Origin of the sequence: Agromyces laixinhei, assembly GCF_006337065.1 — a bacterium.
Lineage (GTDB): Bacteria > Actinomycetota > Actinomycetes > Actinomycetales > Microbacteriaceae > Agromyces > Agromyces laixinhei.
The window spans coordinates 3,124,131-3,148,295 of record NZ_CP040872.1; the positions used below are offsets into that span (position 1 = coordinate 3,124,131).

General features: G+C 70.2%; 21 protein-coding genes. 10 read left to right on the forward strand and 11 right to left on the reverse strand.

What is annotated here, in order from left to right; translation table 11 throughout:
* Positions 1-128: 128 nt before the first annotated feature.
* Positions 129-1,334, reverse strand: a complete 1,206-nt coding sequence (locus FHG54_RS14855) for an alpha/beta fold hydrolase (RefSeq protein WP_168197198.1) — start codon at positions 1,332-1,334, stop codon at positions 129-131.
* Between the two features lie 161 nt (positions 1,335-1,495).
* Here FHG54_RS14855 and FHG54_RS14860 point away from each other — a divergent pair, with 161 nt between their 5' ends.
* On the forward strand, positions 1,496-2,071 hold the full coding sequence (locus FHG54_RS14860; RefSeq protein WP_139417959.1) for a GNAT family N-acetyltransferase: 576 nt from the start codon (positions 1,496-1,498) through the stop codon (positions 2,069-2,071).
* Here FHG54_RS14860 and FHG54_RS14865 read toward each other — a convergent pair.
* Positions 2,049-4,667: an MMPL family transporter gene (locus tag FHG54_RS14865; protein ID WP_139417960.1), complete on the reverse strand. Its 2,619-nt coding sequence runs from the start codon at positions 4,665-4,667 to the stop codon at positions 2,049-2,051. The genes FHG54_RS14860 and FHG54_RS14865 overlap by 23 nt on opposite strands.
* Positions 4,668-4,823: 156 nt before the next feature.
* Between FHG54_RS14865 and FHG54_RS14870 the strand changes: the two genes are divergently transcribed.
* Together FHG54_RS14870 and FHG54_RS14875 are read left to right on the forward strand one after the other, a co-directional pair.
* Positions 4,824-5,381, forward strand: a complete 558-nt coding sequence (locus FHG54_RS14870) for a TetR/AcrR family transcriptional regulator (RefSeq protein WP_139417961.1) — start codon at positions 4,824-4,826, stop codon at positions 5,379-5,381.
* Between the two features lie 113 nt (positions 5,382-5,494).
* On the forward strand, positions 5,495-6,097 hold the full coding sequence (locus FHG54_RS14875) for an ASCH domain-containing protein (RefSeq protein WP_139417962.1): 603 nt from the start codon (positions 5,495-5,497) through the stop codon (positions 6,095-6,097).
* A gap of 71 nt (positions 6,098-6,168) precedes the next feature.
* Here the strand turns inward: FHG54_RS14875 and FHG54_RS14880 are convergent, their stop codons facing one another.
* From FHG54_RS14880 to FHG54_RS14910, 7 genes are all read right to left on the reverse strand, one after another.
* A complete protein-coding gene (locus FHG54_RS14880) occupies positions 6,169-7,647 on the reverse strand; it encodes a sulfatase family protein (RefSeq protein ID WP_139417963.1) in 1,479 nt (492 codons plus the stop codon).
* 112 nt (positions 7,648-7,759) lie between these two features.
* Positions 7,760-8,779: an aliphatic sulfonate ABC transporter substrate-binding protein gene (locus FHG54_RS14885; protein ID WP_139417964.1), complete on the reverse strand. Its 1,020-nt coding sequence runs from the start codon at positions 8,777-8,779 to the stop codon at positions 7,760-7,762.
* 85 nt (positions 8,780-8,864) lie between these two features.
* Entirely contained in the window at positions 8,865-9,665 is an 801-nt protein-coding gene (locus FHG54_RS14890; RefSeq protein ID WP_232331496.1) for an ABC transporter ATP-binding protein, read from the reverse strand.
* Positions 9,647-10,462 (reverse strand): ABC transporter permease, encoded by an 816-nt coding sequence (locus tag FHG54_RS14895; RefSeq protein WP_139417965.1) that lies wholly within the window; start codon positions 10,460-10,462, stop codon positions 9,647-9,649. Before FHG54_RS14895 ends, FHG54_RS14890 begins: the two co-directional genes overlap by 19 nt.
* A gap of 28 nt (positions 10,463-10,490) precedes the next feature.
* Positions 10,491-11,729: an ROK family transcriptional regulator gene (locus tag FHG54_RS14900; protein ID WP_198165905.1), complete on the reverse strand. Its 1,239-nt coding sequence runs from the start codon at positions 11,727-11,729 to the stop codon at positions 10,491-10,493.
* Between the two features lie 189 nt (positions 11,730-11,918).
* Positions 11,919-14,645, reverse strand: a complete 2,727-nt coding sequence (locus FHG54_RS14905) for a family 20 glycosylhydrolase (RefSeq protein ID WP_139417967.1) — start codon at positions 14,643-14,645, stop codon at positions 11,919-11,921.
* 145 nt (positions 14,646-14,790) lie between these two features.
* A complete protein-coding gene (locus FHG54_RS14910; RefSeq protein ID WP_233437794.1) occupies positions 14,791-15,294 on the reverse strand; it encodes a MarR family winged helix-turn-helix transcriptional regulator in 504 nt (167 codons plus the stop codon).
* Positions 15,295-15,381: 87 nt separating this feature from the next.
* On the opposite strand from FHG54_RS14910, the gene FHG54_RS14915 reads away from it, so the two are divergent.
* From FHG54_RS14915 to sufU, 5 genes are all read left to right on the forward strand, one after another.
* On the forward strand, positions 15,382-16,332 hold the full coding sequence (locus FHG54_RS14915; protein ID WP_139417969.1) for a prenyltransferase/squalene oxidase repeat-containing protein: 951 nt from the start codon (positions 15,382-15,384) through the stop codon (positions 16,330-16,332).
* A gap of 75 nt (positions 16,333-16,407) precedes the next feature.
* Positions 16,408-16,656 (forward strand): type II toxin-antitoxin system VapB family antitoxin, encoded by a 249-nt coding sequence (locus tag FHG54_RS14920; protein ID WP_139417970.1) that lies wholly within the window; start codon positions 16,408-16,410, stop codon positions 16,654-16,656.
* The gene (locus tag FHG54_RS14925) at positions 16,653-17,081 is read left to right on the forward strand and encodes a TA system VapC family ribonuclease toxin (protein WP_139417971.1); all 429 of its coding nucleotides are present in this window, start codon (positions 16,653-16,655) and stop codon (positions 17,079-17,081) included. Before FHG54_RS14920 ends, FHG54_RS14925 begins: the two co-directional genes overlap by 4 nt.
* 160 nt (positions 17,082-17,241) lie before the next feature.
* Positions 17,242-18,507 carry a SufS family cysteine desulfurase gene (locus tag FHG54_RS14930; protein ID WP_139418499.1) on the forward strand — a complete coding sequence of 422 codons (1,266 nt, stop codon included), beginning with the start codon at positions 17,242-17,244 and terminating at the stop codon, positions 18,505-18,507.
* The gene (gene sufU, locus FHG54_RS14935) at positions 18,504-19,001 is read left to right on the forward strand and encodes a Fe-S cluster assembly sulfur transfer protein SufU (protein WP_139417972.1); all 498 of its coding nucleotides are present in this window, start codon (positions 18,504-18,506) and stop codon (positions 18,999-19,001) included. Before FHG54_RS14930 ends, sufU begins: the two co-directional genes overlap by 4 nt.
* A gap of 84 nt (positions 19,002-19,085) precedes the next feature.
* Here the strand turns inward: sufU and FHG54_RS14940 are convergent, their stop codons facing one another.
* Both FHG54_RS14940 and FHG54_RS14945 read right to left on the reverse strand, forming a co-directional pair.
* Complete coding sequence (locus FHG54_RS14940; RefSeq protein ID WP_139417973.1) at positions 19,086-19,907, reverse strand: SGNH/GDSL hydrolase family protein; 822 nt, start codon at positions 19,905-19,907, stop codon at positions 19,086-19,088.
* Positions 19,904-20,650, reverse strand: coding sequence for a hypothetical protein (locus FHG54_RS14945; protein ID WP_168197199.1), 747 nt, complete (start codon positions 20,648-20,650; stop codon positions 19,904-19,906). Before FHG54_RS14945 ends, FHG54_RS14940 begins: the two co-directional genes overlap by 4 nt.
* Positions 20,651-20,701: 51 nt before the next feature.
* Between FHG54_RS14945 and FHG54_RS14950 the strand changes: the two genes are divergently transcribed.
* A complete protein-coding gene (locus FHG54_RS14950) occupies positions 20,702-21,193 on the forward strand; it encodes a MarR family winged helix-turn-helix transcriptional regulator (protein ID WP_139417974.1) in 492 nt (163 codons plus the stop codon).
* Positions 21,194-21,363: 170 nt separating this feature from the next.
* Entirely contained in the window at positions 21,364-24,165 is a 2,802-nt protein-coding gene (locus FHG54_RS14955; RefSeq protein ID WP_139417975.1) for an MMPL family transporter, read from the forward strand.

The window sequence follows — 24,165 nt, forward strand, 5'->3', positions numbered from 1 at the left end:
TCGGTGCGAATGCGGCCTCGAGCACGCTACGGACCTGATCGGTCGCGAACACGGCTCACCGGCGACCGCGAGATGACCCGCAGGTGAACGACGGGCGACCCGGCATGGCGCCCAGCTCCGCACGATCGCTATTCGTGGGCCGGCGCCGTCTTCTCGAGCCACGGCAGCATCGTGCTCAGCGCCCGCAGCGCGACGAGTCCGTGCCCGGTATCCGGCAGCACCTCGCTCGTGACCTCGGTGCCGAGGGTGCGCTGCTGCTCGACGAACGCCGCCGTGAGCTCGGGGCGCACGAGCGTGTCGGTCGCGCCCTGGGCGACGTAGAGCGGCATCTCGAGCCGGGCTCCACCCGGCGTGTTCTCGGCGAGCACGCTCGCCCACGGCTCGGTGGATGCCGGATCGGCGGAGAGGAAGCCGCCGATCAACGGCTGCCCGAGCTCGTGCAGCTCGTCGTTCTGCCCGAACAGGCACAGCTCGGCCATGCGGGGCACCGCGTCGACCGCGGCGGGAGTCAGGATGGTGTCGAGGTCGATGCCGGGGGTCGACGCGTAGACCGAGGAATAGGCATCGAAGGCGTATGACGCGATGGAGACGCCCGAGATGTCGCCGATGTCGGCGTCGAGCAGCTTGCCGAGGTTCACCGCCGGCGCGGCGACGGCGACGGCCTGCACGTCGAGTTCCGGCGCGTAGTCGGCCGCCTGCTGGGCAGCGAACAGTGCCGCGTGCCCGCCCTGCGAGTGCCCCCAGAGCGCGACCCGGTCACTCGCGCCGATGTCGAGCCCGCCCGCCGCGCGCACCGCATCGAGCACGTTCCGGCCTTCGGTCAGGCCGACGAGGAAGGAGTCGGGGCCTGCGGCACCCATGCCGGAATAGTCGGTGGCGGCCACGATGTAGCCGCGGTCGATCAGCTCGCCCATCCCCTCGATGAGGTCGAACGGGTCGAAGCCGACCGACGGGGCGCACCGCTCTCGCGTGCCGGTCGTCGGATGGCCCCACGAGACGACGGTACGGCCGCCGTCGGGAGCCGCGTCATCCGGAGCCGCGACGACGCCCGACACGAGGATGTCGGCCCCATCGAGATCGGTCGAGTGGTAGAGCACCCGCCACGCATCGACGCCGTCGGGGGCGCTCGGGAGCGGCTCGCTCCGCACGAGTGCACCCGGCTCGCCCTCGGGCATCGGGGTGGGGATCGTGTAGAACGGCCCCTCGGTCAGCTCCTCCTCTGCCCCCTCCACGAGCTGGCGCGGCAGGGAGCACGCGCCGAGCGCGGCGAGCGCGAGCGCTGCCATGACGACGGATGCCGCGACGCGGACGCCGGAGCGAACGTCTCCGTTCATCGCCGTGTCACGGCCTGCGGGACGCTGCGGGTGCGGACTCGGACACGGTGCCTCCAGCTCTTCGGATGACGCAGTGGATTCACAGTGCCACGATTTCCCGGCATCCGGTACGCCCGCGATCGGGTGGGGTGCATGTCGGCGGGCGGTGGCAGGCTGAGGTCATGGTGATCGAGGTGCGACCCGCGACCGAGTTCGACGACGTGGCCGCCGTCGTCGGGCCGAAGAATCCCGCCTCGAACGTGTGCTTCTGCCTGAGCTACCGGCTGCTCTCGTCGAAAGAGAACGTCGCCCTGCACGGGCCCGAGCGCGCCGAGCGCGTGCGAGGGCTCTGCGCGCTCGACCCGCCGCCCGGCGTGCTCGCCTACGAGGGCGATGAGGCGGTCGGCTGGGCGGCGGTGCATCCGCGCGCCGACACGAGCTTCGCGAAGAACCGCAAGATCCCGCACGTCGACGACCTCGACGTCTGGTCGGTGTGGTGCATCCGCGTACGTCCCGGGCACCGCAGGGGCGGCATCAGCCACCACCTGCTCGCCGGTGCGGTCGAGTTCGCCCGTGGGCACGGCGCGCCCGCGATCGAGGGTTACCCCGTCGACAACAGGGGCGAGAAGGTCGACCTGACCATGGCCTACGTCGGCACTCGCGCACTGTTCGAGCGGGCCGGCTTCACGAAGGCCTCCGACACTGAGTCGGTGGTCAGCGGGTTTCCCCGCGTGCTCATGCGTCTCGATCTGGGCTGAGCTGCGCCTTCGGAGCCGCCGCCGCAGCCGCAGCCGAAGCCGCCGCAGCCGCCGCAGGTGCCGGTGCCGCCTGATTCGCCCCGTGCACCGGGTGGCTCCGCTCGAGCGCGGCACCTTCGACGTCGACATCGGGCAGCAGCCGGTCGAGCCACTTCGGCAGCCACCACGCCGCCGGGCCGAGCAAGTGCATGATCGCGGGCGTCAGCAGCATACGCACGACGAAGGCGTCGAAGAGCACGCCGATCGCGAGCCCGAAGCCGAGGGGTCGCACCATCGTGAGGTGCGAGAAGACGAACCCGCCGAAGACCGCCGCCATGATGATCGCCGCCGCGGTGACGACGGCACGTCCTCCGCGCAGCCCCGCGACGACCGCGAGGCGCGCAGGGGTGCCGTGCACGTACGCCTCGCGCATGCCCGAGACGAGGAACAGCTGATAGTCCATCGCGAGCCCGAACAGCACCCCCATGACGATGATCGGCGCGAAGTTCAGCACGGGCCCGGGGTTGTGCACGCCGAAGACCTCGCCGAGCCACCCCCACTGGAAGATCGCGACCGTTGCGCCGAATGCGGCGAAGAGCGACAGCACGAAGCCGGCGGTCGCGATGAGGGGAACGAGGATCGAGCGGAACACCAGAATCAGGATGACGAGCGAGAGCCCCACGACGACTGCGAGGTAGAGCGGCAGTACGCCGGCGAGCTTCGCCGAGATGTCGACGTTGCCGCTCGCACTGCCGGCCACGCCGAGTTCGACTCCGCCGAGGCCATCAGCGGATGCCTCGTCGCCGCCGATCGGCGACTGGCCCCGCAGCTCGTGCACGAGCGTCTCGGTCGACTCGCTCGACGGCCCGTCGCTCGGCACCAGCTGGAAGGCGAAGAAGTCGCGCTCGTCGGAGACGCCGGCCGGAGCGACGGCCACGACATCGTCGATGCCCATGAGCCACTCGGCGAGGTCGGCCTGCGTCGCCACGATCTCATCTTCGGCGACCGCGTCGGGCAGCGTCGCGGTCACGAGCAGGGGGCCGTTCTGGCCCGGGCCGAAGGCCTCTGCCACCGCGGTGTAGGCCCGGTAGGGCGTGGAATCCGGCGATTCGGATGACCCGTCGGGCAGGCCGAGCCGCATCGAGAGCGCCGGAATCGCGATGACGAGGAGCAGCACGACCGACACGACCGCCGTGACGATCGCACGCCACGTGGGCATCGCGGTCAGCTTCGGAGCGGCGTGCGACTCGTGGCCGATCTCTGCGCGTGCGCGCTTGGAGAGCACGCGCGGCCCGATCATGCCGAGCAGCGCCGGGGTGAGGGTCACCGCGATGAGCACCGCGACGAGCACGCACACCGCGCCGACGGTGCCCATGATGCCGAGGAACGGAATGCCGGTGACGTTCAAGGCGAGCAGCGCCACGAGCACGGTCGAACCGGCGAACACGACGGCGTTGCCCGCGGTGCCGTTGGCGAGCCCGATCGACTCGTGCAGCTCCATGCCTGCGAGCAGCTGGCGTCGGTGCCGGTTGATGATGAAGAGCGCATAGTCGATGCCGACCGCGAGGCCGAGCATGACGCCGAGCACCGGGGTGACCGACGTCATGTCGACGACGCCCGAGAACGCGAGCGACCCGGCGACGCCGATGCCGACGCCGATGAACGAGGAGATGATCGGCAGCGTGGCCGGCAGCAGTGCACGGAAGACGATGATGAGCACGAGGGCGGCGATCAGCACGCCCACGATCTCACCGATGCCGATGAGCCCGTCGATCGAGGCGGCGATCTCCGAGGAGTAGTCGACGCTCACCCCGTCGATGTCGGCGCCGTCGAGTGCGGCGGCGACGTCGGCCTTGAGCTCGCTCGACAGCGAGAACAGGTCGTCTTCGAACATGACGGCGCCGATCACGGCGGACTCGTCGTCGGAGACCGTGCGGATCTCGGCGGCGGCGTCCATCAGCCGCGTGCCGTCGTCGAGCTCGGCGGCCGAGGCGTCGAGCTTCTCGGCACCGGCGTCGAGCTGCGCCTGTTGCGCGTCGAGTTCTGCGGCGCCCGCGTCGATCTGCGCCTGCTGCGCGTCGAACTGCGTGGCAGCCTGTTCGTATGCACCGGCGGCCTTCGCCTGCGCGACGGCAGCGTCGAGCTGCGCCTGACCCGCGTCGAGCTGGGTGCGGGCGGCGTCGAGCTGGGCCTGGCCCGCGTCGAGCTCGGCACGGCCTGCCTCGATCTGCGCAGTGCCGTCGGCGAGCTGGGCCGCCTGGTCCTCCCGAGCGGATGCCGCGGCGAAGGGATCCACGACGTCGGCGACGCCGTCGATCTCTGAGATGTCGGCGAGCAGGGCGGTGATCTCCGCGCGCTGCGTCTCACTCAGCGCCGAACCGTCGACGGACTGGAACACGGCGGTTCCGGTCGCTCCGCCGAGCCCGTCGAGTCGGGCATCGAGCTGCTCGGTGACGCGCTCGGTCTCGGTGCCGGGGATGCTCATGCTCTGCGTGAGCGTGCCGCCGAAGGCGAGGAACGCGCCACCGGCGAGCGCGAGCACCGCGAGCCACCCGACCAGCACGAGCCACGCGCGGCGCACCGAGAATCGTCCGATGCGGTACAGGAGTTCAGCCATTTGCCGAGGCGCCCTTCATGAGGTGACAGGTCGGCGCATCATCGAGCCCATTCGAGGATAACCGACATCTGTCGGAGAACTTGCCGAGAGCCGCCGAAGGTTCAGCCGGTGTTCAGTCGAGGCGCTGCGGCATCCGGAACTGGCAGAATCCCCCGTATGGATGTCAGGGCGGAGCGCACGCGGCGGAGCCTGCAGGTCGCACTGCTCCAACTCGCCCGCGAGCGCCCGCTCGATGAGTTCACCGTTGCCGAGATCGCCGCCCGCGCCGGCGTGAACCGCAGCAGCTTCTACCAGCACTACTCCGACAAGGAGACGCTGCTCGCCGATGCACTCGACGCAGCGGCCGAGGCCGCCGCCGCGACGCTGCCGGCGCAGTACGAACCGCCGAACGGTCCGCCGCAGGCACTCGTCCACTTCCTCGAGCACGTCGACGAGCACGCGGCGCTCTACCGCTCGGTGTTCGGGCCGACCGGGTCGGCGGCCGTGCTCGCCCGCCTGCGCGCCCGCATCGACGCCATCGTGCGCGAGGGCTTCGTCTCCTCTGCCGACACTGCCTACGACGGGCTGCCCATCGACATCATCGCGGCCGGCATCACGGGCTCAGCGCTCGGCGTCGTCGAGGCATGGCTCATGCGCGACCCTCGCCCGTCGGTCGAGATCGGCGCAGAATGGGTGTGGCGCGCGCTGCTCGGCCCCGGCAGCGCCTGGGCGTGACGCCGCCGGCCGCCTCAGCGCGGTTGCAACCCGAAGAAAGGACGCGATGAGCAACTGCCCCCCTCGGACCCGGCGGAATCCGGGAATGACGACAGCTGCCGGGCGCTGACCGAATGCTCCTCACCGAACCGGTCGCACGAGCCATCGCCGATGGTTCGGTCACCGTCGTGTTCCGCAGATGGGCGCGACAACGGGTGAAGGCAGGAGACACCTTCCGCTCCATCGTCGGCGTGATCAGAGTGACCTCGATCGACGAAGTCGCCGAGATCACCGCAACGGACGCCCTGCGCGCCGGCGCGGCATCCGCCCGGCTCGTGCTCGCCGAGCTCCGTGGTGCCGCAGTCGACCCGATCTTCCGCATCGGCGTCGAGTGGGCCGGACCCGACGCCCGCATCGAGCTCGCCGCCGACGACGCCCTGTCGGATGCGGATGTGGCGACCATCGCCGAAGACCTCGCCGGCATCGATCGCCGCAGCCCCGGCGGGCCATGGACTCACGACGTGCTGCACGCCATCCACGACGAACCGGCCACGCCGGCCGACCGCCTGCGCGGAGATCTCGAGTTGCTCGCCTTCAAGCGCCGTGTTCGCCGTCTGAAGGAACTCGGCCTCACACGCAGTCTCGAGGTCGGCTACGAGCTCTCCCCTCGCGGTGCGATGTATCTGCAGCGATCGACCGTGGGCGATGGTCGCCATCGGCCATCGCCGGAGGGGTGAGGGAGGTCGTGCGTGCGCCGGGGAGCGCCGCATCGCCGTGCGATGCCGGAAGCGGCGAGCCCCCGAACAGTTCAGCGCGCGACGAGCGCCTCGGGCCGGGCCGGCGACAGATCTGCGGCTTCGAGCCCCTCGGGTCGCGGCTGCGACGGGTGCGGGGTGTCGAGCAGATCGGCCTGCAGCCGCCAGAGGGTGACCTTCAGCTCCTCGCGGAGCGAGGCGTACGCCGGGTCGAAGTACACGTTGTTCACCTCGTCGGGGTCGACTTCGAGGTCGTACAGCTCCCACTCCGGCGGGTAACTGTGCGGTGATGCGCCGGGCAGGCCGAGGCCGTCGTTGTAGAAGTAGATGAGCTTGTACCGGTCGGTGCGCACACCGTAGTGGGCGAAGGCGTGATGGTTGACGTCGTCGTTCTCGAAGTACCGGTAGTACATCGCGGGCCGGGTGGGCCGCTCGGGCTCCTCGGTCAGCTGGGGCCAGAAGCTCGTGCCCTGCATGCGCCGAGGCGGCTCGAGTCCGACGCTGTCGAGGATGGTCTGGGCGAAGTCGACGTTTGTGATGATCTGCGAGAGCGGTTCCTCGCGGTGCGGAATCCTCGACGGGCAGCTGACGACCAGCGGCATCCGCAGCGATTCGTCGTACATGAAGCGCTTGTCGAACCATCCGTGGTCGCCGAGGAAGAACCCCTGATCGGAGGTGTACATGGTGAGGGTGTCGTCGAACACGTCGCGCTCGCGGAGCCAGTCGATCACGCGACCGACGTTGTCGTCGACGGATGCCACGCAGGCGAGGTAGTCCTCCATGTAGCGCTGGTACTTCCAGAGGGCCGCCTGCTCGTAGTCGAGTTCCTCGGGCGGCGCCTGCTTCAGGTCGGTGAGCGTGAGGTGATCGGCGATGCGCATCGCGGCGCGGTGGGCGGCCGACGAGCGCGTGCGGTAGTCGTCGCCGAAGGTCGCCGGCACCGGGATCGGCTCCGAGTACATGCCATTGTGCTTCTCATCGGGCTCCCACGGACGGTGCGGCGCCTTGTGGTGGATCAGCAGGCACCACGGCTCGTCGCCCTCGAGCGACTCGAGCCAGGCGAGCGAGAGGTCGGTGATGACGTCGGTGGCGTAGCCCTCGACGATCTCGACGCCGTCTTCGGTGAGGATCTGCGGATCGAAGTACTCGCCCTGGTCGCGCAGCACGGCCCAGTGGTCGAAGCCCTGCGGGTCGTGGCCGGGCCCCTCGCCCATGTGCCATTTGCCGACGATCGCGGTGCGGTAGCCCGCCTCGCGCAACTGCGAGACGAACGTCGGCTGCGAGGCATCGATCGGCGTCTCGAGGGTCGTGACCCCGTTGACGTGGCTGTAGGTGCCGGTGAGGATCGACGCCCGGCTCGGTGTGCAGAGTGCATTCGTGCAGAAGCAGTTGTCGACTCGCACACCGGCTTCGGCGATCTCGTCGATCCGGGGCGTGCGGTTGACGACCGAGCCGTACGCGCCGATGGCATGCGAGGCGTGGTCGTCGGTCAGGATCAGCAGGATGTTCGGGCGTCGTTCGGTGGAGCTCATGGATCTCATTCGTCTCGTGCGTTCAAGGCAGGCCGGGGCATCCGCCGCCGGTCGGAGTGCCGTGCGGCGGAGCAGGCGCTCCGCCGCACGGCGGTCGAATGTCGGGGCCGTGCTACTTGCCGGCCTCCACGAACTGGTCGCCGAGGTAGTACTCGGCGGCGTCAGTCGGCTCGTCGAGCTTGCCCGCCTCGGTGAAGTACTCGTTCAGGGTGGTCAGCCACGTCACGACGGTGCCGTCCGCGGTCAGCTCGTCGAGCTCGGCCGAGGTCATGAACTTCGCGTTCTCGGCCTCGACGGCGAGCGCGGCTGCGTCGATCTTCAACATCTTCGAGGTGAGCTCGATCGTCTCGTCGAGATCGGCCGCGCGGTAGTCCATGGCCTCGCGCAGCACGGCGAGCACCTTGAGGGTGGCCTCGGGGTGCTCCTCGACGAAGGTCGGGCTCGCGACGTACGCACTCGGGAAGGCGGCCTCGTCGATGAAGTCCTCGTTCGCCGCGAGGATCTCGAGGTCGGGCACCTGCTCTTCGATGGTGCTGATGAGCGGGTACCAGATGCCGGCGGCGTCGACCTGCCCCGATGCGAACGCCGACACGACGGTCGGCGGGTCCATCGCGACCTTCTCGACGTCGTCGATCGTCATGCCGACCGACCGCAGCGCCATGGTGAGGATCATGTCGCCCGAGGTGCCCTCGGGTACGGCGACCGTCTTGCCCTTGAGGTCTTCGAGCGAGGTGATGCCCGGCTGGGCGATCACGCGGTCGGCGTTGCCGAGGCCGTTGATCGAGGCGACTGCGGCCTTGCCCGATGCCGGCAGCCACATCGAACCCGGGCCGATGTAGCCGAAGTCGAGGTCGTTCGTGCCGAGGGCCTGGATCTGCAGCGGTCCGTTCGTGAAGACCGGGGTCTCGACGTCGAGGCCGTGCTTCTCCCAGAGTCCCTGATCTTCGGCGATCGCGTGCAGGCTCGCGCCGTTGAAGTCGGCGATGTAGCCGACGCGCACCTTCTCGGGCTCAGCGGATGCCTCGGAGCCGGACTCGCCGCCGGTGGCGCTGGTCGAGCAGCCCGCGAAGGCGAGGGCCACGAGTGCTGCAGCGGCGGCGGCGATGCCGCGCTTGCGGTGTGAGTGGGTCATGGATCTTCCTTGATGTCATGCCGTCGGGTCGACAGCGGAGGGGTGGATGGGTTGCGCCGGAGGAGTCCGGCAGGTGGTGCGGGTGCTAGTGGTTCTGGTGGTACACCGCGTTCCAGACGCGGTTCCGGAGGGCCGCGAACTCCGGGCTGAGTCGCATCTCCTCGGTGCGGGGGTAGGGCAGGTCCACATCGACGATCTCGAAGATGCGACCGGGTCGAGCGGCCATGACGACGACGCGGTTGGCCAGGAACACGGCCTCGTCGACGTCGTGGGTGATGAAGACGACCGTGCGCTTGTCGCGACTCCAGGTGTCGAGCAGTTGCTCCTGCAGCTTCACCCGGGTGAGCGCATCGAGCGCACCGAACGGCTCGTCCATGAGCAGGATGCTGGGGCCCACCGCGTAGGCACGGGCGATCGCGCACCGCTGCTTCATGCCGCCCGAGAGCATCTTGGGCAGCGCATCGGCGAACTCGGTGAGTCCGACCATCTCGATGAAGTGCTCGGCCTTCTCGCGACGGTCCTTCGCGTTCAGGCCCGCCGTCTTCAGTCCGAACTCGACGTTCTTGCGCACCGTGAGCCACGGGAAGAGCGCGTACTGCTGGAAGATCACGCCGCGTTCGGGGCCGGGGCCGTCGACCGCGAGACCGTCGACGAGCGCATCGCCCGCGGTGGGCTGGTCGAGCCCTGCGAGGATGTTCATGAGGGTCGACTTGCCGCATCCCGACGGCCCGACGACGGTCACGAACTCGTTGTCGGCGACATCGAGTGAGACGTCGCCGAGCGCGACGAACTCCTCGCCCTTCAGGTCGAAGGTCTTGCGTACGTGACGCACCGAGATGCGGGCATCGGTGAGCTGGGCTGTGGGGTTCATCGGCGTTCCTGCCATCCGGTGAGCTTCTTCTCTGCGAACAGCAGCACCCGGTCCATGAGAAGGCCGAGGATGCCGATCACGATGAGTCCGACGAAGATCGTCGGGAGGTCGTAGTAGATCTGGGCCTGCTGCATGCGATAGCCGAGACCCGCTTGCGCGGCGATGAGCTCGGCCGCGACGAGCGTCGCCCAGGCGGCGCCGAGTCCGACGCGCATGCCGACGAGGATGAACGGCACGGATGCCGGTACGACGACCCTGGTGAAGATGCCGGCGTCTTTCGTGCCGAGCACGCGGGCCGCGTTGATCAGTGTTCGGTCGATGTTGACGACGCCCTGGAAGGTCGAGATCACGCACGCGAAGAACGCCGCGAGGAAGATGACCAGGATCTTGGGCTCTTCGCCGATGCCGAGCAGCACGATCGCGAGTGGAATGATCGCGAGCGGCGGGATCGTGCGGAAGAACTGGATCCACGGCTCGATGATGCCGCGCGCCCAGGCGTACCAGCCCATGAGGAAGCCGACGGGAATCGCCACGAGCGTGCCGAGGGCGAAGCCGGTGAGCACGCGACCCAGGCTCGCCGCGGTGTCGCTGAGCAGGGTGCCGTCGAGGAGCAGTTCCCACGCGCGCACCGCGACTTCGACCGGCGATGGCAGCCTCAGCCCTGCGGCTGAGAGCGTCCACCAGATCAGGATGCCGGCACCGACGCTCAGGAGGTTGAGCACGAGCATGCGGCGGCGCGGCGACCCGGCCTTCTTGGGCGTCGCGGGTTGCGCGGCGGTCTGCCGCACGGGGGCGTCGGTCACTACGACCATGCGCGACCTCCTCGATTCATGGGGGACATCAGGTATTGCTCCTTCGCAATGGGGTGGCCGCGGGTGCGACGTTCGTCGCCGACTGATAGCCGGCGAGCAGGGGTGAGTTCTGGAAGATGGCGATGATGGCGCCGATCGCTCCGCCTTCGTCGCCGAGGACGGCGCCGCGAATGGTCGGCGAGTACTCGCCCACCGGCAGCAGTTCGTAGGCGGTGGTCGCGGCTGCCTGCGCGATGATGACGTCGGAGACGAGTGCGATCTCGCCTCCGATCACGATCTCCGACGGGTTCAGGGCCACTGCGAGCGAGCCGAGCACACGGCCGACTGCCTCGCCTGCCTCGCGAAGCACGCCGACGACGATGGGGTCGCCGGTGCCCGCGGCATCCGTCAGCTCGTCGAGAGTCGCCACGGGCACGCCCGCTTCGGTGCAGCGGCGCAGGATCGCATCCGTCGAGGCGACGGTCTCGAGGCATCCGCGCTTGCCGCAACGGCATCGCTCGCCGTTGCCGTCGAGGCTGATGTGCCCGAACTCGCCGGCGAGTCCCGACGCCCCGGTGACGAGTCGCCCGCCGACGACGAGTCCGCCGCCGATGCCGTCGGACAGGCGCAGGTAGAGCAGGTGGTCGATGCCGGCGGCGGCATCCCACGTCGCCTCGGCGAGGCCCGCGAGACGAGTGTTGTTGTCGAGGACCACGGGCGCCTCGAACCGCTCCGCGAACGCCGTGCGCATGAGTGTCGCACCGGCGCGACGCGCCTCCGCGACGGGCTCCGACGGCTCGTGCGGCACGCGAGGTGAGAACGGACCGGGGAAGCCGATGCCGACGCCGAGCACGCCGTCGAAATGCAGCCCGCGCTCGATGCCCAGGCGATCGACGAGATCGAAGGCCGCGGCGATGCGCTCCCCCCACGAAGCGGCGGCGTCGTAGCCGACCGCGTCTGAGGCGACGACGTCGTGCGCGGCGTTCGCGACGACGATGCGCACACGGCGGCGACCGAAGTCGACGCCGAGGTACTGTCCGGCGGCGGGGTCGAGCGTGAGCCGCTCGGCGGGGCGACCCCGGCCAAGTCGCGGAGCCTCATCGGATGAGACCGAGATCACACCTCGAACGAGCAGCTGGGAGGTGATCTCCGACAGGGTGGTGCGCGAGAGGCCGATGCGCACGGCGAGGTCTCCGCGCGTCATCGCGCCGTGCTCGCGCAGCGCCTGCAGGACCCGGTCTTCATGGGTCCGTCTGACGAGTGCGTGCACTCCAGTGGGCAAGGTCACAACGACGAACCTAAGTTGCGGCATTTTTTCCGTCAACCTACCGACATAATTCGGTTTCAAATCCGTCGCATCGCGGAATAAGACCTCGACCGGTTCGCCTCGGATGCCTCGCGCACGACGAAGGGCGCGACGGTCGACGACCATCGCGCCCTCGCGCCACCGGCTACCGGGTCACCCCGCCAACCGCCATCAGCCGCAGGTTCGAGCCCCGTACGGCACCGTCGAGGTGGTGGAGACCGTCTCCCCGTCGACCACGGCGGTCGCCTCGATCGTCACGTCGCCGGCCGGCAGATCGGCGACCCTGGTGGTGAACGCGTGGACCGCGTTCTTTCCGGCCGCCACGGCCTCGAAGGTCTTCGTGCCGTACGCCGAGCTGAAGGTCACCGCGAGCGGGAGTGCCTCGCCGTTCGTCGCCTTCACCGCCAGCAGCGCCTTCGATGCGACGCATCGGCTCGTCACGACGGTGTCGAGGTCGAGAGCGGCATCGAGCACGGTCACCGACACCTGTCCCGCCACGACCGGCTCGCCGCCGCCGACCGACACCTCGAGTTGCCCGGCGTGGATGCCCGGCGTCTCGAAGCTCCGGCTCGAGGCTCCCGTGTACGGCGAGTTCATCGTCATCGCGGCGATGTCGGTCACCGCCGTGCCGGTCAGCTCGACCGGCTCGCGCTCACCGTCGTCCCACACGAGTTCGGCCGCGACATCCGCTGCCCCCGTATCGGGCGCGATCACGCGCCAGTCGATGTCGACGGCAGCGCCCACCGCAGTGTCTCCGGCGACGCTCGGCGCCGCGTCGATGCGCCAGTCGACCGTCGAGGTCGGGAAGAAGTTGACGCCCTGCGCGGTCATGCGCGGGCCCAACTGCCCGACCCGGTCGATGAACTCCGCGAGCACCTTGCCGCCCTGCGGGGTCCAGCCGGCTTCGGCCGTCGCCAGCAGGCGCGGGAAGGTGTAGAACTGCGCCTGGTCGACGCCGCGGATGAACTCGCCCCAGAACGCCGCCTCGACGCCGAGCACGGCGTCTTCTGCGACGCCCGGGATCTGCGCTGCGGGGTTCCAGTTGTAGGCGTTCTCGAGGGTGCACGGCCCGCCGCATGCCCAGGTACCGCCGACGGGCTGTCGGCTGTCCTGCTTCTGCGGCATGTAGGTCTTGTTCGCCGGCGACATGATCACCTTCGCGCCGCGCGTCTCCACCGCTTGGCGAATGGCTGCACCGTCGCCGTTCCAGAGCTGCACCACCGCGTCATCCTGCGGAAGGGCGGTGCTCGCATACTCGTTCCAGCCGACGACGGTCTTGCCGAGGTCGGCGACCGTCGCGGTCGCGAAGTCGACCATCCTGACGTAGTCCTCGTGCGGCGTCGTGTGCGCCTCGTCACCGCCGATGTGCAGGTACTGCCCAGGTGTGAGCTCCGCGATCTGACGCAGCACCTCGGTGATGAAGGTGTAGGTGTGCTCGTTGTCGGCATCGAACGAGGAGCCGCCGACGTTGCCCGAGCCCTGGTGGGGCACGGTGTCCTCGCCGGGCTCCGGCTGGGGGCTCGAACCCGCCGAGTTCAGCTGCGGGATGGCGTGCAGGGCGGCGTTCGTGTGGCCGGGCAGATCGATCTCGGGGATCACGGTCATGCCGTGCTCACCCGCGTAGGCGACGATCGCCCGGTAGTCGTCTTTCGTATAGAAGCCGGTGTGCCCCAGCTCGGTGCCCATGAGGTCACCGGCATCGTTGTACGTCATCGCCGTCGCACCGCTGATGTCGGTGAGGTCGGTGTAGGCGATGCCCGAGGGGTTCTCGGCTGGGGTGTCCATCGCGATCCGCCATCCCTGATCGTCGGTCAGGTGCAGGTGCAGGCGGTTGAGCTTCAGCGGCGCAGCACTGTCGATCAGGCGCTTGACCTCGTCGACCGTGTAGAAGCTGCGCGCCGTGTCGACCATGAGCCCGCGGTGCTCGAACCGCGGGTAGTCGCTGATCGCCACGAACGGCACCGACCATTCGATGTCGGCGACCTGGTCGGAATCGACCCACGCCGGCAGCAGCTGGCGCAGGGTCTGCACACCGTTGAGCGCGCCCGCCGGGGTGTCGGCGGCGAGTTCGACGCCGGCCGCGGTCACGTCGAGGGTGTAGCCCTCGGCTTCGTGGCCGTCGGGTGCGTTGCCCTCGGCGACCGAGATCTCGATCGCCCGCTCGCCGGCCTCTGCGACGATCGGCAGTTCGAATCCGGTCGAGGGCCGCATCACGTCGGCGAGGTACTCCGCCGCGGCGAGGGCGTCACCGGATGCCTCGATCTCGAGGTCGTCGGCGAACACGAACTCGCCCTCGGCGCGCTCGAGCGAGACCGGCGCCGGCACGAGCGGCAGCTGCGGTTCGGGCTCTGGCAGCGGCTGGTCGTAGACGCGGAACTCGGAGATCGAGTACCCCCAGGTCGACCAGCGCGTCACGCCCTGCATGCGCACGAAGGCGACGGGCTCTTCGGCGTCGATGCTGATCTCGTCGATGCGCGGGCACGTGGCCTGCGCGCTGCGCTCGGCCTGCGTCGTCCACTCGACCCCGTCGACCGAGGTCTGGATCTGGTACGAGCGCGCGCACGCGTTCGGCCAGTCGATCACGACGGTCGCGACCTCGGCGGGCTCGGCGAGCTCGAGCTGCAGCCAGCTCGCATCGACGTACTTCGACGACCAGCGCGTTGCGACGTCACCGTCGTTGACGTGGGCCGGCGCGAATCGCGCGTCGTCGAGCTCGGTCGACGACGCCGTGACGGCGGCGTCGAGCGCGAGGTTGGCCGGCATCGCGGCTCGCGCGGCAGAACCGGTCGACGATGTGGAAGCAGGTGGCGGCTCGGTGGCCGACGCGGCGGCCGGCACCGCCGCGAAGGCGAGCGCGGCCACCGTCGCGACGGCGGCGAGACGGAATCTGGTTGGCATGGAACACTCCTCGTCGAGTTTCTGGCAATGGTTCTGGCAATTGCCGGCCAACGCTAAGGACTCCGATTTTTTCCGTCAACACTTCGTCGGAATACGGCGCCGTGATGCGCGGCCGGAATGCCGCGGCCGGGACCTGCTCGGCGGCCTACTCCGCGTCTTGGCCGAGCCGCCGCAGCAGCGCGGCGAGCGTCGCCTGCTCTTCGCGACTGAGCCCGCGGAGCTCCTCGGCCTCGCGCTCGGCGAGGGTGCGCATCGCCTCGTCGACTCGGGTCGCCCCCTCCCCGGTGAGGCGCACGAGCACGCTCCGCCCGTCTCGCGGGTTCGGCCGCCGCTCGATGAGGCCGCGCCTCGTGAGGTTGTCGAGCCGGTTCGTCATCGCGGCACTGCCGATCATGGTCGCCTCGATGAGCTGGGCCGGGCTGAACTCATGCGGCGGGTCCGCTCGGCGCAGTGCCGCGAGCACGTCGAACTCCCAGACCGCGAGTCCGGCGCCGCTGAACGCGCTCGCCCGCAGCCTCCCGAGGCGGTTCGCCACACGCCGCAGGCGCGACATGACATCGAGCGGCGTCAGATCGACACCGGGCAGTCGTCGCGACCATGCGTCGATCAGCAGGTCGACCTCGTCATCGCGGTCACCGCGTCCGCTCACGCTCCGGTGCATACCGCCACGGTATCCCGACGGCGTCCGCCGAGCCCACTCTTGGCAGCAGTGCCCGCACGCGACAGCATGGGAGGCATGGAACGCACCGAGGTCATCGAATGGTTGCTCGAGTCCGATCCCTCGGTGCGCTGGCAGGCACTGCGCGACCTGACCGGCCTGTCGGCCGAAGCGCTCGCGGCCGAGCGGGCACGCGTCGCGACCGAGGGCCACGGCGCGAATCTGCTGGCCCTGCAGGCCGACGACGGCTATTGGGGCGGCGAGGTCTACGGGGTGAAGGGTGATCGACGCAGCGTCATGTGGACCGTGCAGTCCCTGCGCCGCTTCGGCATCGATCCGGATGCCGCGCCGGCGCGAGTCGCGATCGATCGCGTTCGAGCGGGCGTGCACTTCGACGACGTCGACGGGGGGCTCCCGTTCTTCTCAGGCGAGAGCGAGGCGTGCGTCAACGGCGGCGTGCTCGCGGCATCCGCCTACTTCGGGGTGCTCGGCGACGGCGCGCAGCGCATGCTCGAGATCCTGCTCGAGGGACAGCTCGACGACGGCGGCTGGAACTGCGACCCGCCCGAGGAGTCGAGGCGCTCGTCGTTCGACTCGACGCTCTGCGTGCTCGAGGGCCTGCTCGGGTACGAGCTCGCCGTCGGCGATGCGACGCCGGCCGAGGTGATCGCGGCCCGCCACCGCGGTGAGGAGTACCTCCTCGAGCGCAACCTGTTCCGCCGCAAGTCGACCGGCGGCATCGTGCTCGAACGGTACGAGAACCTCATCTTCCCGCCGTACTGGGTGTACGACGTGCTGCGCTCGCTCGACCATTTCCGGGCGGCGGGGCTCGCGGCGGGCAACGGCCCCGACGAACGGATCGAGCCCGCGCTCGACCTCGTGCGGGCGCAACGCCGCGACGACGGCCGCTGGCCGGCCGGCGATCCGTGGAACGGCGAGGTGTTCTTCGCGATCGACGCGCCCGCCGGGCAGCCGAGCCCGTGGAACACGCTGCGATCGCTGCGGGTGCTGCGCTGGGCGGGCGAGTAGCGCCCTACGGATTTCGCGGTCCTGCGCAGATGTCGCGCCGTGCAGACGTCTGCAGCAGCCGGTATGCTGATCTGCATGCGCACCACGCTCAACCTCTCCGACGCGCTCGCGAGTGAAGCACGGGCTCGGGCCGCCATCGAGGGCAAGACGTTCACGAGCTTCATCGAAGAAGCCCTGCGCGAGCGGCTCGCGAAGCCCGATGCGAGCGCGCCGGCCTCTCCCCTGCCGACGTTCGGCGACGGAGCGCACAGGCTGTTGATCGACCTCGACGACGCGGACTCGCTGTGGGCAGTGCTCGACGAGCCAGAGGCACGCGACTCGTGATCGTACCCGATGTGAACGTGCTGGTCTACGCGTTCCACGCGGATTCTCCGCACCACGCCGACTACGCCGATTGGCTGAACCGCACGGTCGCCGACGAGGCGATCGGGCTCAGCGATGTCGTGCTCAGCGGCTTCGTTCGCATCGTCACCCACCCCCGCATCTACGAGCGGCCCGCGCCGGCCGCCGCCGCGATCGAGTTCACGCGGCGTGTCGCAGCGGCGCCACGCGCGCAGTGGCTCCTCCCTGGCCCGCCCGCCTGGCAACGCCTCGCCGACCTCGCGTCAGACGACGGCGGCATCCGCGGCAACCTCGTTCCCGACGCCTACCTCGCGGCGCTCTGCCTCGCCAACGGCGGCCGGCTGGCAACCCGCGATCGCGGCTTCGCGCGGTTCCCGGGCCTGCGCTGGTTCGACCCCGCCCGCTGACGAAGGCGCGCGGCAAGCGGCGCGCACGACCGATTCGCGCCGAACCGGCCGCGGCCCCATTGAAGTGCGAGAGACTTGAAGGGCACCGCCGGCCGCCATCCGACGCCTCCGATCAGGTGCTGGAGAACATGTGACCCTCGACCCGACGACGACCTCCGAGATGCTCGACCTCGCGAGCATCCGGAGTGACTTCCCGTACCTCGCCCAAGAGCTGAACGGGCATCCGCTCGCCTACCTCGACTCCGGCGCGACCGCGCAACGCCCGCTCGCCGTGCTCGACGCCGAGCGCGCCTACCTCGAGCACGCGAACGCCGCCGTGCACCGGGGCGCGTCGACGCTCGTCGGCACCTCGACGACGGCGTTCGAAGAGGCCCGCGAGACGGTCGCCCGCTTCGTCGGTGCCGGGCCTCGCGAGATCGTGTGGGCGTCGAACGCGACTGACGCCATCAATATGGTGGCACTCGGCATGGCGGATGCCTCGGCCGGCCTCGGCGGGGCGGAGGCCGAGATCTTCCGGCTCGGACCCGGCGACGAGATCGTCGTCACCGAGGCCGAGCACCACGCCGACCTCATCCCGTGGCAGCGCCTCGCGGCGAAGACCGGCGCGACGCTTCGCTGGATCCCGGTGGGCGATGACGGCACGTGGTCGATCGACGACGCGGCTTCCGTCATCGGAGCGCGCACGCGGCTCGTGGCGTTCGGCCACGTCTCCAATGTCACCGGCTACCTCGCCCCCGTCGCCGAGGTCGCCGAACTCGCCCACCGTCACGGCGCCCTCGTGCTGCTCGACGCGTGCCAGTCGGTGCCGCACCGCCCCACCGACTTCGCCGGGCTCGGTGTCGACTTCGCCGCGTTCTCGTCGCACAAGATGCTCGGCCCGACCGGCATCGGCGTGCTCTACGGGCGCGAGCACCTGCTCGATGCCCTGCCGCCGGCCCGCACCGGCGGGTCGACGATCACGACGGTGACGATGGAGTCGGCGTCGTTCCTTCCCTCCCCGCAGCGCTTCGAGGCCGGCACCCAGCCCGTCTCCCAGTCCGTCGCGCTCGCCGAGGCCGTGCGCTACCTCGACCGCCTCGGCATGCACAACGTGCACGCGCACGAGACGGCGCTCGCCGAACTGCTCGTCGAGGAGACGTCCCGAGTCCCCGGCGTGCGGCTCGTCGGCCCTCCCCCGGGCAGCCCGCGCGCCGCGCTCGCGAGCGTCGACGTGCCGGGCGTGCACGCCCACGACGTCGGCCAGTTCCTCGATGCGCAGGGCATCGCCGTGCGCGTCGGCCACCACTGCGCCCAGCCGCTGCACCGGCGGCTCGGGCTGCGCGCCACCACACGTGCGAGCGCCTACGTCTACACGACGGCAGACGAGGTGCACCGCTTCGCCGCGGCCCTCGCCGAGGTGCGCGGATTCTTCGGGGCCGGCGCATGAGCGACCTCTCCGGGCTCTACCAGGAGCTCATCCTCGACCACTCGCGTCGCCGCCTCGGCGACGGCGAGCTCACCGAACCGCACGCGACGCACCACGAGCTGAACCCGACGTGCGGCGATGAGATCACGGTCGGCATCCGCCTCGACACATCCAAGGCCGTGCTCGAGCAGATCGGCTGGACCGGCGACGGCTGCAGCATCTCGATGGCCTCGGCGTCGGCCATGACCGAACTCGCTGCGGGCGCCGACCTCGCGCGGGTGCGGCAGCTCATCGACGGATTCCGCTCGATGATGCGCTCGCAGGGCACGGGCGAAGCCGACGAAGATCTCCTCGGTGACGCGATCGCCTTCCACGGGGTCTCGAAGTACGTCATGCGCGTGAAGTGCGCGATGCTCGCGTGGGTGGCACTCGAGGCATGCCTCGCGGCGGCGAGCGCGGACACGGCGGCGGACGCCGCGCCCACCGCCGGAGCCCGAGGCGGCGCCGGCGAGTAGTGCGCCCCGCCGTCGATGTCGGCGACCGGATGCTCCGCCCGCGCCCCGCACGCATGCGTCGCGTTCACCGCAGCCGTGGTGCCATCATGACTGGTTCGCGAGTCGGGCGAGTACGAGCCGTACCACCGCGATCTGCGCCTCGGGCGTCGGGTGCAGGCCATCGCCGTCGAGCGACAGCATGCCCGCGGCATCCGCCGGGTCGATGACGAGGTCGCCGGGTTCGGCGAGTTCGGCGATCAGGCGTGCGGTGCGTCGCACATCGTCGTTCGTCCAGCTGAGGCCCGCACCTCCGAGATACGGATGCGCGCTGATCGCCGCCTCGTCGACCGGTGTCGGCGCGAGCCACACCCAGCGGGGCGCGCCGGCTCCACGCCAGGCGATGCGGAGCCTCCGAAGGTTGCGCGCGGTCTCGTCGGCGCTCACCAGCCGATCGCCGCCCGGGCCGCCGAACCGTTGGGCGTCGTTGGCGCCCAGCATGCAGAACACCAGGTCGGGCTCGAACCGCCGTAGCGCGGGCAGGCCCGCGACCGCCTGAGTTGTCGTGGAACCCGAGACCGCGAGGTTCTCGAAACGCGGCGAGAGATCTGGCCGCTGCCCGCCGACGAGCGCCGCCAGGATCTCGAACCACGAGAGCCGGTCGGCCGTCGTGCTCTCACCGATCGCGACGACCTGCGCGCCGGCGCCGCCCGGCCACCGAGCGAGGTTCGACCGCACGTCGGGGTCGGCCGCGAGTTCGGCGACCGCGCTGTCACGCTGGGCTGCGAGCTCCTCCATGGCCCCGTCGTAGCCCGCGACATCCGTGCCGAAGATCGCGGCCCTGGTCTCGTCGTCGAGGGCGCGCGCATACGGCAGCACGCGCTCGGGGCGCTCGTACCGGGCGAGCTTCGCGTGCAGTGCGGCGGTCATCGGCGTGCCGCTTCCGTGGTGCTCACGCCTGACTGTGCGCCCCGATTGGCGGCCGCGCGGCTGCGCGGGAGGAGGAATGCGCACGCGACGATCCACGCGAGCGAGGGAAATCGCGCTATCGGCAACAGGATCGCGAGCTCGGGGATCGCGACCACGAGCGTCGCGATCATCGCGATGCCGGCGAGCACGAGTCCCACGATGGCGAGCCAGCGCGGGAGCAGCCGCGCGAGCAGGCCCGGCACGGCGATGCCCGCCACGAGCAGCCCGAACGGCACGACGTACGCCGGCCCCCCTGCGAAGAACGCGAGGTCGTGCAGCAGACGGATGAGCTCGGGATGCTCGAGCATCTCGGGGCGGGTGAGTGCCCAGGTGAATGCCGCGGACACGGCCATCGCGGCCGAGGCGAGGATGCCACCGGCGAAGCCGATCGCCGGCCCTGGGGCCCGAACGCCGAGCCGGTTCAGACGTGACCACACGGCGGCGGCGTAGATCGCGAGCGGCACGGACGCCGCGAACTGCAGGAGGGCCGTGAGGATCGCCGAGGTCGGGTGCATGCGGAACCAGCCGACGATCTCCTCCTCAGGACCGAAGGGCGATGGATAGTTCGCACCGCCGGCGAGCAGCATCGGCAGCATGATCGAGATCATGCTGAGCGCGATGACGGAGATCGCGAGGGGCGGCAGCGGCGGGCCCGCCTGAGGGCGCCGCGTCTCGGGCAGCGTGTCAAAATTCGTTCCAGTCATAAATCATTCATAACACAGAATCATTTTGGCACAAGAGGTATGCTGGGACGCATGAGTCTCGATACGCGCGCCGAAGACGCCAGGCCGCCGACCCGCCGCGTTGCATTCCAGCTCTCGCAACTCGGCTCCCTGGCCTCGGCTCGCTTCGCCGACCGCGTTGCCGAACTCGGCCTGCAGCCGAGCGATATCGGGCTCCTCCGCATCATCGCGGGTGACCCCGGCCTCAGTCAGCAGTCGCTCGCCGGCAGGCTCGGCGTGGTGCCGAGCCGTGTCGTCGCGCTCATCGACGGGCTGGAACGCAAGGGGCTCGTCGAGCGCAGCCGCAGCACGATCGACCGTCGAAACTACGAGCTGCGGCTCGCTCAGAACGGCGCCGACGCGATGTCGGAGATGCGCCGGATCGGAGCCGCGCACGAGGCCGACTTCCTCAGTCCGCTCAGCGCTGACGAACGCAGGTCGCTCGGCACCCTGCTCACGAAGCTCGCCGAACACTACGGGCTCGACGCCGAGGTGCACCCCGGCTATCGCAGCAGTCACGGCTAGGGCGCCCGGCGGGCGCCGGGCGCGCTCGAAGCCCTGCATCGCCGCGGCGAGCGCACCGCTCGGGTCGCCGACGATCCTGCTGCTTGCGCCGCTTGCGGGCGAACCTCTAGGTTGAGGGTCACCAGTCGTCCTGAGGAATCCTCTGCGACTGCGGGGGAAGAACATCCGACGTGTCCTCAGCGCTGTACGCACTCGGGCGGTGGGCCTACCGGGCTCGCGGCCTGGTTCTCGCGGGCTGGCTCATCGCACTGGCCGTGCTCTTCACGGGCGCGGCCCTGTTCGGCGTCGGCACCGACAACACGTACCGTATTCCGGGCACCGAATCGCAGGAGGCGCTCGATGCCCTCGCCCGCACCTTTCCGCAGGTGAGCGGCAGCTCCGCGCAATTGGTCGCCGTGGCGCCCGACGGCGGCGACGTGACCGACTCCGACTTCGAAGCCGCGGTCGAAGCCGCCGTCGACGAACTCGCAGGCATCCCCCAGGTCTCGTCGGCGACCTCCCCCTACTCCTCGACCGCGACTCCGAACATCAGCGACGACGACTCGGCCGTGCTCGTGCCCATCCAGCTCTCGGTCGGCACGACCTCGGTGCTGCCGTCGACCGCCGATGCGCTGCAAGACGAAGGCGCCGCCCTCGAGGCGGCACTGCCCGCGGGCTCCCAGGTCGCCGTCGGCGGCCAGCTCTTCTCCCAGAGCGCCGCAGGCATCGGCGTCACCGAACTCATCGGCATCGTGATCGCCTTCGCCGTGCTGTTCGTGACCTTCGCGTCGTTCGCTGCGGCGGGCCTCCCCCTCATCACGGCACTGCTCGGCGCCGGCGCATCGCTCGCGATCGTCTTCATCGGCACCGGATTCCTGACGATCACCTCGACGACGCCCCTGCTCGCGCTCATGCTCGGACTCGCGGTCGGCATCGACTACGCGCTCTTCATCATCTCCCGGCATCAGGATCAGCTGAAGCAGGGCCACGATCCGGCAGAGTCGGCGGCGCGCGCGGTCGCGACGGCCGGGTCGGCGGTCGTGTTCGCCGCGATCACGGTCATCATCGCGCTGCTCGGGCTCGCCGTCGCCGGCATCCCGTTCCTCACCACCATGGGCGTCGCCGCGGCGCTCGCGGTCGCGATCGCCGTGCTCGTCTCGCTCACGCTCATCCCGGCGCTGCTGGGTTTCACCGGCTGGCGCGTGGTCGCCAGGCGATACCGGCCCGCGGTCGCGCCTGCGGGGGGCGACGATGACGATCGCGACGTCGGCGACGACCCAGATGACGACGAGGAACTGGCTCCCGAACCGGTGCGGCACAGTCGACTCTTCTTCGGCTGGGTGCGCGCAGCGACTCGATGGCCGGTCGTCACGATCGTCGTCATCGTCGCCGCGCTCGGGCTCGCGGCGGTGCCGGCCGTGCACCTGAGCCTCGCCCTGCCCGACGCGGGCTCGCTCGAGGAGGGCGACCCCGGCCGAGTGGCCTTCGACCTCATCGACGAGCACTTCGGGCCCGGCTACAACGGCCCGCTCATCGTGACGGGGTCGATCATCCAGAGCACCGACCCCGTCGGGCTCATGGACGATCTCGGCGCCGAGATCGCGGGCGTGCCCGGCGTGGCATCCGTCGCCCTCTCGACGCCGAACGAGGGAGGCGACACGGGCATCGTGCAGGTCATCCCCGAGGGCGGCCCCGACTCGGAGTCGACGAAGGACCTCGTCGGCGAACTGCGCTCGATGCACGACCACTTCGAGGAGGAGTACGGCGTCGACCTCTCGGTGACGAGCTACACCGCCGCCGGCATCGACATCTCGGCGCGCCTCGCCGAGGCGCTGCTGCCGTTCGGGCTGCTCGTCGTCGGCCTCTCGCTCGTGCTGCTCGCCATGGTGTTCCGTTCCATCGTCGTGCCCGTCACCGCTGCGCTCGGCTACGCGCTCTCGGTCGCGGCGGCGTTCGGCCTGACGACCCTCGTGTTCGTCGACGGGTTCCTCGCCGACGCCCTGAACGTCGCCGATGTCGGCACGGTGATCAGCTTCATGCCGATCATCGTGATGGGCGTGCTGTTCGGTCTCGCGATGGACTACGAGGTGTTCCTCGTCAGCCGCATGCGGGAGGACTTCGTGCACAACGGCGACCCGCACCTCGCGGTCGAGCGCGGCTTCCTGAGCTCGTCTCGGGTGGTCACCGCGGCCGCCATCATCATGTTCGCCGTGTTCGCGGCGTTCATCCCCGAGGGCGATGCATCGATCCAGCCGATCGCCTTCGGGCTCGCGGTGGGCGTCGCGATCGACGCCTTCATCGTGCGGATGACGCTCATTCCCGCCGTGCTCTCGGTGTTCGGGCGGTGGTCGTGGTGGATTCCGGCTTCGCTCGACCGCCTGCTGCCGCGCTTCGACATCGAGGGCGAAGGGCTCGCACGCGAATTCGAGCTCGCAGAGTGGCCGGAGCCGGGTGACCGGCTCGCCATCGCGGCCGAAGACGTGCAGGTCGCGGGTGCCGAGCTCGGGGACGGGTTCGCCGTGAGAGTCGGCGCCGGCGAGGTGCTCGAGGTGTCGGGCGACTCGGCGTTGACCCGCCGCGCCCTGCTGCTCGCGCTCGGCGGACGGCTGCCGGTCACCGGCGGCCGGCTCAAGATCGCCGGCTTCGTACTGCCGGCGCGTGCGGCCGCAGTACGCGCCCGCTCGGCGTTCGTGCCGGCCGACCGCGTGGCCGACCCGGGCGCCGCGGTCGCCGACGCGCTCGCCAGCGGGGCATCCGTCGTGATGCTCGACGGCGCCGACGGCGTCATCGACCCCGCGATCCGCTCGAGCATCCGCCGCCTGCTGACGGATGCCGCGTCGAGCGCCCATCGCCATGACGCGCATGCGCTCACCGTGGTGATCGCGCACGGCGGCACAGCGGCGGCGAGCGAGTTCGTGCCGCCCGGCACGATCGTGCACACCGTGCACCTCGACGCGGCGCGGCTCGAGTCATCGCCGATGAGGGTGAGCTGA